Here is a 13,001-nt window from a genome sequence, read left to right on the forward strand (position 1 = left end):
CACTACTCTGGCAATATATCCTTTTGAAAGATAACACTGCAACGTGAACCTGACTCGCGTTTGTCCGGGTCATAGAACCTGTCGATAATGTAAAATCCTGCTTTTTTCATCATGCCTGCCGAGGCCAAATTCTCTTCATGCCGTTCTATCAACACTACCCTGGCATGCTTCTTTTCGGCCTGTCCCAGACAATTAATTAGTAACTGCGTAGCGATCCCCTGACCAGTTGTCACCAACAATGCAAAACTGATCCACTCCAACAATTGAAATCTGATCCACTTGTTTTCACTATGACCCCTTTTCGGGGGCGCTTTGACTCCCGCTAAAAAATTCCCGGTCGGTCGAACTACACGAAAAAACACAAGCCAACCTTCGGCCGGTGTTGGAATACCTCTCGCGGTGACGCAGAGGCCACAGAGAAAAGCTCGCCGAGGTATTTAGTGCTTTTAATGCCTCTGGGTTCTCAGCGGCCCTGCGAAAAAAGTTTCCTGTTGGTGAAACTATTTAGATTTAACGGCTTCATCTGGCCCGCAGGGCAACAGGCAGGGCGGTCGAATGGGACGGCGCGCCACGGACGGCGTGACATAAAGAACATGGAAGTTACTAACATCCCGAATAAACAATCAAAACCAGCCCAACAAAACGATAATAACCACAGAGGCACAAAGAACACAGAGTTAAAAGCCTCAAAAAGCCCTGCTCCGTGCCCTCTGTGCCTCTGTGGTTTTCCATTAATGCTATTAAAATCTCAGCGCTCTCAGCGCCGCAGCGGTAAAAAACAAAAAACCCGCCGAAGCGGGTTTTTGACTTTTAGCTCGAAGCTCGCATCTAGCGGCCCGAAGCGCGTAACTGCTGTTTACCAGCCAGTACGCTCGCGCAGCGCTTTACCGATATCGGCCAAAGAACGCACGGTAGTCACACCAGCGTCTTGCAGGGCTTTGAATTTCTCATCCGCCGTGCCTTTACCACCAGAGATAATGGCACCGGCGTGGCCCATACGCTTGCCTGGAGGTGCTGTTACACCGGCAATGTAGGAAACCACTGGCTTAGTGACGTTTTCTTTGATGAATGCCGCCGCTTCTTCTTCAGCCGTGCCGCCGATTTCACCGATCATGATAATGGCTTCGGTTTGCGGATCTTCCTGGAACAACTTCAGGATATCGATGAAGTTAGAACCTGGGATAGGGTCACCACCGATGCCCACACAAGTGGACTGGCCGAAGCCTTCGTCAGTGGTTTGCTTAACCGCTTCATAGGTCAGCGTACCTGAACGGGATACGATACCCACTTTACCAGGCTTGTGAATATGACCAGGCATGATACCGATCTTGCACTCTCCAGGGGTGATCACACCTGGGCAGTTTGGACCGATCATACGTACACCTTTCTGCGTGATGTACTCTTTCACAAACAGCATATCGATAGTGGGGATACCTTCGGTGATACACACGATCAGCTCGATACCGGCATCTGCCGCTTCAACGATAGAGTCTTTACAGAAAGGCGCAGGTACATAGATAACAGACGCCGTGGCGCCAGTGGCAGCAACCGCTTCTTTAACGGTATCAAATACCGGCAGACCCAGGTGCGTGGTACCGCCTTTACCAGGGGTAACACCGCCCACCATTTGCGTACCATAGGCAATGGCTTGCTCAGAGTGGAATGTGCCCTGACCACCAGTAAAGCCTTGGCAGATGACTTTAGTGTCTTTGTTAATCAAAACGCTCATTTTGCACCCCCGGCAGCGGCTACCACTTTTTGCGCTGCATCAGTCAGGCTGGCAGCAGCAATGATGTTCAGTTCACATTCTTCCAGTTTCTTGGCGCCCAGCTCGGCGTTGTTGCCTTCCAGACGCACAACAACAGGTACGTTTACGCCGACTTCTTCAACGGCACCGATGATACCTTCGGCAATCATGTCACAACGAACAATACCGCCGAAGATGTTCACCAGCACGGCTTGTACGTTGCTGTCAGACAGGATGATCTTGAATGCTTCGGTGACGCGCTCTTTGGTGGCGCCGCCGCCTACATCCAGGAAGTTAGCGGGTGCGCCGCCGTGCAGCTTAACGATATCCATGGTACCCATGGCCAGACCTGCACCGTTCACCATACAACCGATGTTACCGTCCAGAGCGACGTAGTTCAGCTCCCACTTGGCGGCTTGCGCTTCACGGGCATCTTCCTGAGATGGATCGTGCATGTCGCGTAATTTAGGCTGACGGTACATGGCGTTGGAGTCGATCACCACCTTGGCATCCAGACAGTGCAGGTTGCCGTCGGTCTTGATGACCAGTGGGTTCACTTCGATCAGAGCCACGTCCAAATCAACGAACATCTTGGCCAGACCCAGGAAGATATTGGTGAATTGCTTAATCTGTACGCCTTGCAGGCCCAGTTTGAAGGCAATTTCACGGGCCTGGAATGGCTGTGCGCCTACCAGTGGATCGATTTCGGCCTTGAGAATTTTCTCAGGGGTTTCTTCGGCCACTTTCTCGATTTCCACACCACCTTCGGTAGAAGCCATAAACACGATACGACGGGTAGCGCGGTCAACTACCGCACCCAAATACAGCTCTTTGTCGATATCGGTACAAGACTCAACCAGGATCTTGTTTACCGGCTGACCATGCTCGTCAGTCTGGTAGGTCACCAGGTTCTTACCCAACCAGTTTTGGGCGAAGTTACGGATTTCGTCTTTGGTCTTAACCAGCTTTACACCACCGGCCTTGCCGCGGCCACCGGCGTGGACCTGACACTTGACCACCCACTCGGAGCCGCCAATGCGCTCGGCAGCTTCTACTGCTGCCTGTGGGGTGTCGGCAGCATACCCTTCAGATACGGGTAAGCCATACTCGGCAAATAGCTGTTTGCCCTGATATTCATGCAAGTTCATGGTGTTCTTTCCGTTTTTTGAGAAAAAACTGCTTTTGCAGTACGAATTCGCCGGAACCTGAGTTCCGACCGCTTATCCGGCAATCAGCTTGCCGGAGGCATTTGCGACAAAGCCCCTGCAACGGGACACTGCCAAAAGGACTGAGTTACCCCAATCCACGTTCCAGAAGCGCCAAGGTGAGGATGCCTTGCGGCCCCCTCACCTCTTAGACTTCAAACCTGACTGGCGCTTACACGTCCAGTAACAGGCGTGTCGGGTCTTCCAACAGTTCCTTCACAGTCACCAGGAAGCCAACAGACTCTTTGCCGTCAATGATACGGTGATCATAAGACAGGGCCAGGTACATCATTGGCAGGATTTCCACCTTGCCATCTACCGCCATAGGACGGTCCTGGATTTTGTGCATGCCCAGAATCGCGCTTTGCGGTGGATTGATAATCGGCGTAGACATCAGTGAACCAAACACACCACCGTTGGTGATGGTGAAGTTACCACCTTGCAGGTCGGCCATAGAGAGCTTACCGTCACGACCTTTCAGGGCCAGATCTTTAATGCCTTTTTCCACATCCGCCACAGACAGCTGATCGCAGTCGCGCAGTACCGGCGTGACCAGACCACGTGGGGTAGATACGGCAATGCTGATATCAAAATAGTTGTGGTAGCAGATATCGTCACCGTCAATAGAGGCATTCACCTCAGGGAAACGTTTCAGGGCTTCGGTTACAGCTTTAACATAGAAAGACATAAAGCCCAGACGAATACCGTGACGCTTCTCGAACACGTCCTGATATTGCTTACGCAAGTCCATAATCGGCTTCATGTTGACTTCGTTGAACGTTGTCAGCATGGCCGTGGAGTTTTTCGCTTCCAGCAGGCGATTAGCAATAGTCTTACGCAGACGGGTCATAGGTACACGTTTTTCGGTACGCTCACCCAAAGGAGCGGCGGCAGGTGCTTCGGCACTTTGCGCTTTTGCAGCAGGCGCATCGCCGGCTTTCAGGAATTGCTCGACATCTTCTTTGGTGATACGACCATTTTTACCCGTACCTTTGATCTTGGCGGCGTCCACACCTTTTTCGGCCAGCAGACGACGTACAGACGGGCTTAATGCGTCATTGTCATCTTCGGCTTCTGCTTTGGCTTCTTCGGCCTTAGCCGGGGCCGCGGCGGCACCAGCCACAAACTTGGCAATCACCTGCTCAGCGGTCACGGTGTCACCTTCCTGGGCCAGGATTTCGCTCAGAGAGCCGTCGGCCGGGGCAACGACTTCAAGCACAACTTTGTCAGTCTCGATATCAACCAGGTTTTGATCGCGTGATACCGCTTCACCTGGCTGCACATGCCAGGTCGCAATGGTGGCATCGGCCACCGACTCTGGCAGTACGGGTACTTTTATTTCCACAGATTCACCTTTGGCACTTTCACTGGAGGAGGTTTTTTGTTGTTTGCTGTCATCACCGGCTGGTTTTGCGGCAGCCTTACCACCTTCCTCCAGCTTGGCAATAACCTGTTCCGCCAATACCGTGCTGCCTTCTTCCTCAAGAATGTCAGCCAACACGCCATCGGCCGGGGCCACGACTTCGAGTACGACTTTATCAGTCTCAATATCCACCAGGTTCTGGTCGCGAGATACCTTATCGCCGGGCTTAACGTGCCAGGTAGCGATAGTGGCGTCTGCCACAGACTCGGGCAATACCGGTACTTTAATTTCAATGCTCATACGGGTCCCTTATTTAATCGATAATGCGTCATCAACCAGGGCTTTTTGCTGCTGGTTGTGTACAGAAACATAGCCCACGGCGGGCGAAGCAGATGCAGCGCGGCCAGCATAGCTCAGCTTGGCGCCATCTGGAATGGCTTGCCAGAAATGGTGCTGACTGCAATACCAGGCACCCTGGTTTTGCGGCTCTTCCTGACACCATACCCAATCCTGCACATGGCTGTATGGTTTGAGTACTTCAGCCAGTTCATCATGGGGGAACGGGTACAACTGTTCAATGCGCACAATGGCCACGTCGGTTTGTTCACTCTTACGACGCTGATCCAGCAAGTCGAAATACACCTTACCGGAACACAACACCACACGCTTAACATTGGCCGGGTTAATGTCATCAATCTCGCCAATTACGTTTTTAAAGGTGCCATCGGCCAGCTCTTCCAGACTGGATGTGGCGAGCGGATGACGCAGCAAGGATTTAGGTGACATGACGATAAGCGGTTTACGCATAGGGCGTACCACCTGTCGACGCAGCATATTAAATACCTGTGCGGGGGTAGAAGGCACACACACCTGCCAGTTGTGGTCAGCACAGAGTTGCAGGAAGCGCTCCAGACGGGCTGAGCTGTGCTCAGGTCCCTGTCCTTCATAGCCATGCGGCAGCAGCAGGGTCAGGCCACACAGACGCCCCCACTTGGCTTCACCTGAACTTAAAAACTGGTCAATCACCACCTGCGCACCGTTGGCGAAATCACCAAACTGCGCTTCCCAGATATTCAGACAGCCCGGCTCAGCAGTGGAATAACCATATTCGAAGGCCATGGCCGCTTCTTCTGACAATACCGAGTCATAAATTTCAATCGGGCCCTGACTTTCGCCCACATGCTCAAGGGGCATATAGGTAGAGCCATCGCCTTGACTATGCAAAACCGCATGACGATGGAAAAAAGTGCCACGGCCGGAATCCTGACCTGTCATACGAATACGGGTACCGGCTTCGACAATACTGGCATAGGCAAGTAGCTCGGCAAACCCCCAATCCAGTGGTTTGTCACCGGCAATCATGGCCTTACGATCTTCATACAGCTTGTTGACCCGGCTTTGCAGCTTAACGCTATCCGGATAGCTGCACAGCTTATCACCCAGTTCGCGTAGCTTATCCACGGTCAGGCTGCCATCGTAGGGCACGGTCCAGTCATGACCAAGATAAGTGGACCAATCCACTGAATGTTCGGTCATAGGGCGCCATTCTTCCACCACACAGGCACCGTGATCCAATGCCGCGCGATAGTCACTGATCAGTTTTTCCACTTCGTGGCTTTGAATCGCACCTTCAGCGGTCAGTTGGTCGGCATAAATTTCACGCGGTACCGGATGCTTTCTAATCTTCTGGTACATCAACGGCTGCGTTACCATCGGCTCGTCGGCTTCGTTGTGTCCATGACGGCGATAACAGACCAGGTCAATCACCACATCACGCTTAAAGGTATTGCGGTAATCCATAGCAAGCTTGGTGACAAACACCACGGCTTCCGGATCATCGGAATTCACATGGAATATTGGTGCCTGCACCATTTTGGCGATATCGGTACAGTACTGAGTGGAGCGGGTATCTTCGGTTTTAGAGGTAGTGAAACCCACCTGGTTGTTGATCACGATACGTACCGTACCACCCACCTTAAAGCCGCGGGTCTGCGACATATTGAAGGTTTCCTGCACTACCCCCTGACCAGCAATGGCCGAGTCACCATGAATGGTCACCGGTACCACCGAGGAACCGTCTTTACAGCCACGGCGATCTAAACGCGCCCTGACCGAGCCCATCACCACCGGGTTGACAATTTCCAGATGCGACGGGTTAAAGGCCAGCGCCAGGTGCACATTGCCACCGGGGGTGGCGAAATCAGATGAATACCCAGCATGGTATTTTACATCGCCGGCACCCAGCGATTCGTCATGCTTACCGGCAAACTCGTCAAACAGCACAGAAGGGTTTTTACCCAGTACGTTAACCAGTACATTCAAACGACCGCGGTGCGCCATCCCGATGACGACTTCTTTGGCACCGTTGCTACCAGCGTGGGTGATCAACTGCTTGAGCATGGGGATCAGCGCATCGCCACCTTCCAGCGAGAAGCGCTTGGCACCAGGGAATTTGGAGCCCAGGTATTTTTCCATACCATCTGCTGCCACCAGGCCTTTCAGAATATTAACCTTGGTGTCACGGTCAAATTCAGGCTTGGCCTGCACCGATTCAAAACGCTGTTGAATCCAACGCTTTTGTTCGGTGTTGGTAATGTGCATATATTCTGCACCAATGCTGCCGCAATAGGTGCGATTAAGGGACTTGAACAACTCGCCAAGCGGCATGCTGTCCTGACCGATAGCATAAGAACCCACTTTGTAAGTGGTCTCAAAATCCGCTTCAGACAACTCGTGATGAGACAATTCCAAATCGCGCACCCGTTCCTGTTGCCACAGGCCAAGGGGATCCAGATTAGCATGTTGATGGCCACGGAAACGGAAGGCATTGATAAGTTGCAATACTCTGACTTGTTTCTCGTCACCGCCACTGGCAGCCGATACGGCCTTGGCGACACGCCCCATCGGGCCTAGCTTGGCAAGATGGCGAAACTGGTCGCGGATCTGGCTGTGTTTGGCTTCCAGCTCAACGCCGTTCACCTTGGGCAGTTGGTCAAAAATCGCGCGCCACTCTTCCGATACGCTTTGCGCATCGTCAAGATATGCTTCGTATATCTCTTCTACGTAAGCAGCGTTTCCACCAGCCATGTGGGAAGATTCCCACCATGCTTTCATCACGCTTTCTAGCATTTTTGTCCCTTAATCAAAAAGACCGGAATTAAATTACAACACTGGCACCCTTGTGCCAGCCAAAGGTCCGTCACTACAGACGGCGGTACAGTTTGCGACAAACTGCTATCGTCCCTGAGTTTACATGTCTCTTCCCGAGACGTTGGCCCGATCTCTTGCTGCAAACCGCGCCAAACAAAAAATAGCCATCCCTGACGGATGGCTATTTAGCTTCCACACAACCGAACTCCTGTCAGCAGGAAATCAGTCTAACTAAACAGCCCGTTGCAATAGCATGGATTTAATCTGACCAATGGCCTTGGTCGGATTCAATCCTTTGGGGCATACACTCACACAGTTCATAATGCCGTGGCAGCGGAATACACTGAAGGCATCATCCAAATCATTCAAACGCTCTTCGGTAGCCGTGTCGCGACTATCGGCCAGGAAGCGGTAGGCATGCAGCAAACCAGCCGGGCCGATAAACTTATCTGGGTTCCACCAGAACGACGGACAGGACGTTGAGCAGCAGGCACACAAAATACATTCGTACAGACCGTCAAGCTTTTCACGCTCTTCGGGACTCTGCAGGAATTCACGGGCCGGCGGCTGCTTATCGTCATTGATTAAAAACGGCTTAATCTTCTCGTACTGTGTGTAAAACTGGCTCATATCAACCACCAGGTCACGCACAACGGGCAGACCAGGCAATGGACGCAATACCAGCTTGCCTTTACCCAGTGCAGACAACGGCGTAATACAGGCCAGGCCGTTCTTACCGTTCATATTCAGGCCGTCTGAACCGCAGACCCCTTCACGGCAAGAGCGACGGAATGCAAGAGTTGGGTCCTGCTCTTTAAGCTGGATAAGTGCATCCAGCACCATCATATCCCGACCTTCTTCCACTTCCAGTTGGTAATCCTGCATCCGAGGTGCATTGTCCACATCAGGATTGTAACGATAAATTGAGAAATTCAATTTCATCTACTTCATGCTCCTCTTAGTAAGTCCTGGCTTTAGGCGGGAAGGCTTCACGTAGCTTAGGCGACATGTTCACTTCACGCTTGCTCATGGACTCTGTGTCTGGACGATAGATGGAATGGCACAACCAGTTCTCATCATCGCGGTCCGGGAAGTCGAAGCGGCTATGGGCACCACGGCTCTCGGTACGGAAGTTGGCGGCAACTGCGGTGGCATAGGCCGTTTCCATCAGGTTGTCCAACTCCAGACACTCGATACGCTGGGTATTAAAGTCGCTGCTCTTGTCATCCAGACGAGCATGTTGCAGACGCTCCCTGATTTCCTTCAGTTCAACCAGACCCTGAGCCATGGCATCCCCTTCACGGAATACAGAGAAGTTCAATTGCATGCACTTCTGCATGTCTTTACGAATTTGCACTGGATCTTCGCCTTTACCGGCTTCAGAACTCTCCCAACGATTGAAACGTGCCAGCGACGCATCCAGATCAGTTTGAGAAGCTTCACGGCTGGGGGCAATCTCATCCAGCGCTTTACCCAGGTGCAGACCGGTTGCACGACCAAATACCACCAAGTCTAGCAGTGAATTACCGCCCAGACGGTTAGCACCGTGTACGGATACACAAGCGATTTCACCACAGGCAAACAAACCGTTAACCAGTTTTTCGTTGCCATTGGCATCCAGGGTTATAGCCTGACCATCAACATTGGTGGGAATACCGCCCATCATATAGTGACAGGTTGGAATAACCGGAATCGGCTCTTTAACCGGGTCGACGTGAGCAAAGGTACGGGACAGCTCCAGGATACCTGGCAGACGTGATTCAAGCACTTCTTTACCCAGGTGATCCAGCTTAAGTTTGATATGCACACCCCAGGGACCGTCACAACCGCGACCTTCGCGGATTTCGGTCATCATGGAACGGGCAACCACGTCACGGCCAGCCAGGTCTTTGGCGTTTGGCGCATAACGTTCCATAAAACGTTCACCGTCTTTGTTCAGCAGATAACCACCTTCACCACGGCAACCTTCGGTAACCAATACACCAGCACCAGCGATACCGGTGGGGTGGAATTGCCACATTTCCATATCTTGCAGAGCAACACCAGCACGCAGGGCCATGCCCACGCCATCACCAGTGTTGATATGGGCGTTCGTGGTAGAGGCGTAAATACGGCCCGCACCACCGGTGGCCAAGACAACGGCTTTGGATTTGAAGTACACCACCTGACCGGTTTCGATATCGATGGCGGTACAGCCCACCACATCACCGTCCTGGTTTTTCACCAGATCCAGGGCATACCATTCACTGAACACCTTGGTTTTGTTCTTTACGTTCTGCTGATACAGCAGGTGCAACAGAGCGTGACCGGTACGGTCAGCCGCTGCGGCCGTACGTGCGCCCTGCTCGCCACCAAAGTTTTTGGACTGGCCGCCGAACGGACGCTGATAAATCTTACCGTTTTCAAAACGTGAAAAAGGCAGGCCCATATTTTCCAGCTCAATAATGGCTTCTGGGCCTGTCTTACACATATATTCGATGGCGTCCTGGTCACCGATATAATCGGAGCCTTTCACCGTGTCATACATATGCCATTCCCAGTTGTCATCATGGGCATTGCCCAGTGCAACCGTAATACCGCCCTGAGCGGACACGGTGTGGGAACGGGTTGGAAACACTTTAGACAGCAAGGCACAGGACTTGCCGGACTGGGAAATCTGCAGGGCGGCACGCATGCCTGCGCCACCGGCGCCAATTACCACTGCATCAAATTCATGTACTGGAATAGTCACTTACACACCCCACAATACGAACAGACCTACGGCAACGTAGGCAAAAGCCAACAAATTCAACAGGAACTGAATAGTACCGCGCAAGGCTGGAGCCTTAACGTAGTCGGTCAGAACCTGCCACAGGCCGATGCGTACGTGGATCATGATGGAAACCAGTGCCGCCAGGGTAAAGACCTTCATCCTCAGCCCGGCAAACAGGTCATGCCATACATCATAGGTAATTTGTGGCGTTGCAATAAAGAACCACGCCATATAAAGGAAGAACGCGGCAATAATAGCGGCGGTTGTGCGCAGGGAAAGATAATCCTGCACCCCGTTACGTTTAAGACTTGCCTGATTGGTTACCATAGTACTACTCCCACCAAGATTGTCAGAACAATCCAAAGTGCAATCACCGCTTTAGCGCTGGCGTTACCGGATTGCAGTTCTTCCCAGTGCCCCATATCCATCACCACGTGGCGCAAGCCACCCAGAAGATGATAAATGAAGGCAGAAATAGTGCCGATGGCAATCAGCTTACCCAACACGCCATTCATGCATTCCACCACGCAGTCGAAACCTTCTGCTGATGTCAGGGATACCGCCCAAGCCGAGATCACGAAAATCAGGGCAAAGAACATGGCAACACCTGTTACCCGATGCAAAATAGAAACAATGGCAGATGGAGGAAAACTAATCGTATTGAGTTGTAAATTTACTGGTCTTTGTTTTTTCACGATTTGTTGCCCGTTACACCCCCGGAAGGGTTGAGTTCTTCGTCGCTAATTCTGCCTTGCGCAAAATTAACCGTCTCAAGATTCAAGCTGTCTTTTTGTATGACGGGGTGTCGCACCAAATTTGTTAAAAAAATGCTACAAACACCGCTACTTAAACGTCGCAAAGTATATCCAGCCCGCGCCATAATTACAATTTTTGTTACGCCCTAACGTCTTGTTTGGATTTTGATTATTTCCTGTTCAATAGATTAATGCGGACTAAGTCATAGCCAATTAACCCAATGCCCAGGAAATCCACCCTGCAAGTTTTCAAGGGGCCTTTCAGACAAGCCACATGCCATCTCAGTACACTGGAACACCCCAGAGATTTGCCACATAAAACAAACCCATTAGTTTGCCAACCAACCGGACTGGCGCATAAACTTGACTGGCGCTGCTGATATTCAAATGACGCCAACAGCGTTGCAGCTAGGTTATGGCGACAATCTGCCGATGACCACTAAACTTTAGTTGAATAGATATCGACCAGAAACGCATTAAAATTGACTTGTCACGCTAATATCAGTACAAATAGCGGCACTTTTTAAACGCCTGTGTGAACTTTCCGCTCTTTAATCCGGCTGTCACCGTCCTGCGTATCAGTCAGGGAAAGTTCCAACACACCACCACAGAAGCAATCTGAAGGAGAGCATCTTATGGCAGATCAAAAGGCCATCTTGAAGGTAGGCGACAAGGAAATCGAACTCCCTATTCTATCCGGAACAGCAGGCCATGATGTGATCGATGTTCGGTCATTGGGCGCCAATGGTTACTTCACTTTTGACCCTGGTTTTATGGCAACCGGTTCTTGCGAATCGTCCATCACTTATATAGATGGCGAGAAAGGCGTCCTGTTGCACCGCGGTTATTCTATTGAAGACCTGGCACGCGATGCCGACTATCTGGAAGTCTGCTACATGCTGCTGCACGGTGAAGCGCCAGATGCAGAGCAGTATGCTCAGTTCAAAAATACCATTACCCGTCACACTATGGTGCATGACCAGGTAAACAACTTCTTCCGCGGTTTCCGTCGCGACGCGCATCCTATGGCGATGTTGTGCGGTACCGTGGGTGCCATGTCGTCCTTCTACCATGACGACCTGGATATTTCTGATGCGGAACAACGTTTGCGTAGTGGTTATCGTCTGGTGGCCAAGATGCCGACCCTGGTAGCCATGTGCTACAAGTACAACATCGGTCAGCCCTTTGTTTATCCGCGCAATGACCTGTCGTTCGCGGCCAACTTCCTGAATATGATGTTCTCGGTTCCGGCCGAACCTTATCAGGCCAGTGCAGCCGTGGTACGCGCCATGGACCGTATCTTCACATTGCATGCAGACCATGAACAGAATGCCTCCACCAGTACCGTGCGTCTGGCCGGTTCTTCTGGTGCCAACCCTTATGCTTGTATTGCAGCGGGTGTGGCTTCATTGTGGGGCCCTGCCCATGGTGGAGCCAACGAAGCCTGCCTGACCATGCTCGAAGAAATCGGTTCAGTGGATCGAATTCCAGAATTTATCGAGCGCGCCAAGGATAAGAACGATCCGTTCCGTCTGATGGGCTTCGGTCACCGGGTGTACAAAAATTACGACCCGCGTGCAACGGTTATGCGTGAAAGCTGCCACGAAGTACTGGCCGAGCTGAACATTCAGGATCCGTTGTTGGATGTGGCCATGGAATTGGAGCGTATTGCGCTGTCAGACCCTTACTTCAAAGACAAGAAGCTGTTCCCCAATGTGGACTTCTACTCTGGCATCATTTTGAAAGCCATTGGTATTCCAACCAACATGTTCACCTGTATTTTTGCCTTGGCGCGCACTGTGGGCTGGATCTCACACTGGCATGAAATGCTCAGCCAGCCAGGTCAGAAAATCGGTCGTCCACGTCAGTTGTACACCGGTCATGATGCCCGTAAATATCAGCCGCTGAAAAAGTAATCAGCGCCTGACTTTAAAAAACCGCCATCCGGCGGTTTTTTGTTATCTGAGCGGCTGCCAGTTAGTTTACCTAAGATTGGTGGCCTGTCGCTGTTGGGCTAAAGCCCGACCCA

10 protein-coding genes are annotated in these 13,001 nt (G+C 51.7%); 1 reads left to right on the forward strand and 9 read right to left on the reverse strand.

From position 1 onward, the window contains the following. Window positions 1–2 precede the first annotated feature (2 nt). The 9 genes from ABD028_RS05745 to sdhC all read right to left on the reverse strand — a co-directional run bounded on the left by ABD028_RS05745 (window position 3) and on the right by sdhC (window position 10,912). Window positions 3–263, reverse strand: coding sequence for a GNAT family N-acetyltransferase (locus ABD028_RS05745; RefSeq protein WP_343842801.1), 261 nt, complete (start codon window positions 261–263; stop codon window positions 3–5). Window positions 264–856: 593 nt separating this feature from the next. Further along, window positions 857–1,729 (reverse strand): succinate--CoA ligase subunit alpha, encoded by an 873-nt coding sequence (gene sucD / locus ABD028_RS05750; RefSeq protein ID WP_102795047.1) that lies wholly within the window; start codon window positions 1,727–1,729, stop codon window positions 857–859. Continuing rightward, entirely contained in the window at window positions 1,726–2,895 is a 1,170-nt protein-coding gene (sucC, locus tag ABD028_RS05755; RefSeq protein ID WP_343842806.1) for an ADP-forming succinate--CoA ligase subunit beta, read from the reverse strand. Before sucC ends, sucD begins: the two co-directional genes overlap by 4 nt. Window positions 2,896–3,124: 229 nt before the next feature. After that, window positions 3,125–4,615, reverse strand: coding sequence for a 2-oxoglutarate dehydrogenase complex dihydrolipoyllysine-residue succinyltransferase (gene odhB, locus ABD028_RS05760; RefSeq protein ID WP_102795045.1), 1,491 nt, complete (start codon window positions 4,613–4,615; stop codon window positions 3,125–3,127). Between the two features lie 9 nt (window positions 4,616–4,624). After that, entirely contained in the window at window positions 4,625–7,444 is a 2,820-nt protein-coding gene (locus ABD028_RS05765) for a 2-oxoglutarate dehydrogenase E1 component (RefSeq protein ID WP_102795044.1), read from the reverse strand. A gap of 252 nt (window positions 7,445–7,696) precedes the next feature. Beyond that, window positions 7,697–8,407 carry a succinate dehydrogenase iron-sulfur subunit gene (locus tag ABD028_RS05770; RefSeq protein ID WP_102795043.1) on the reverse strand — a complete coding sequence of 237 codons (711 nt, stop codon included), beginning with the start codon at window positions 8,405–8,407 and terminating at the stop codon, window positions 7,697–7,699. A gap of 16 nt (window positions 8,408–8,423) precedes the next feature. After that, on the reverse strand, window positions 8,424–10,196 hold the full coding sequence (gene sdhA, locus ABD028_RS05775; protein WP_102795042.1) for a succinate dehydrogenase flavoprotein subunit: 1,773 nt from the start codon (window positions 10,194–10,196) through the stop codon (window positions 8,424–8,426). Continuing rightward, window positions 10,197–10,544: a succinate dehydrogenase, hydrophobic membrane anchor protein gene (gene sdhD, locus ABD028_RS05780; protein WP_343842812.1), complete on the reverse strand. Its 348-nt coding sequence runs from the start codon at window positions 10,542–10,544 to the stop codon at window positions 10,197–10,199. Beyond that, window positions 10,538–10,912: a succinate dehydrogenase, cytochrome b556 subunit gene (gene sdhC / locus ABD028_RS05785; protein ID WP_102795040.1), complete on the reverse strand. Its 375-nt coding sequence runs from the start codon at window positions 10,910–10,912 to the stop codon at window positions 10,538–10,540. The genes sdhD and sdhC overlap by 7 nt, the downstream gene beginning before the upstream one ends. A 695-nt stretch (window positions 10,913–11,607) precedes the next feature. On the opposite strand from sdhC, the gene ABD028_RS05790 reads away from it, so the two are divergent. Continuing rightward, window positions 11,608–12,888: a citrate synthase gene (locus tag ABD028_RS05790; protein ID WP_102795039.1), complete on the forward strand. Its 1,281-nt coding sequence runs from the start codon at window positions 11,608–11,610 to the stop codon at window positions 12,886–12,888. Window positions 12,889–13,001: the final 113 nt, after the last annotated feature.

It is taken from the genome of Bowmanella denitrificans (assembly GCF_039522935.1).
Classification (GTDB): Bacteria; Pseudomonadota; Gammaproteobacteria; order Enterobacterales; family Alteromonadaceae; genus Bowmanella; species Bowmanella denitrificans.

Excerpts from the sequence above, each read along its gene's own strand:
- sucD (WP_102795047.1), bottom strand. The coding sequence starts at position 1,729 with ATGAGCGTTTTGATTAACAAAGACACTAAAGTCATCTGCCAAGGCTTT.
- sucC (WP_343842806.1), bottom strand. The coding sequence starts at position 2,895 with ATGAACTTGCATGAATATCAGGGCAAACAGCTATTTGCCGAGTATGGC.
- odhB (WP_102795045.1), bottom strand. The coding sequence starts at position 4,615 with ATGAGCATTGAAATTAAAGTACCGGTATTGCCCGAGTCTGTGGCAGAC.
- ABD028_RS05765 (WP_102795044.1), bottom strand. The coding sequence starts at position 7,444 with ATGCTAGAAAGCGTGATGAAAGCATGGTGGGAATCTTCCCACATGGCT.
- ABD028_RS05770 (WP_102795043.1), bottom strand. The coding sequence starts at position 8,407 with ATGAAATTGAATTTCTCAATTTATCGTTACAATCCTGATGTGGACAAT.
- sdhD (WP_343842812.1), bottom strand. The coding sequence starts at position 10,544 with ATGGTAACCAATCAGGCAAGTCTTAAACGTAACGGGGTGCAGGATTAT.
- ABD028_RS05790 (WP_102795039.1), top strand. The coding sequence starts at position 11,608 with ATGGCAGATCAAAAGGCCATCTTGAAGGTAGGCGACAAGGAAATCGAA.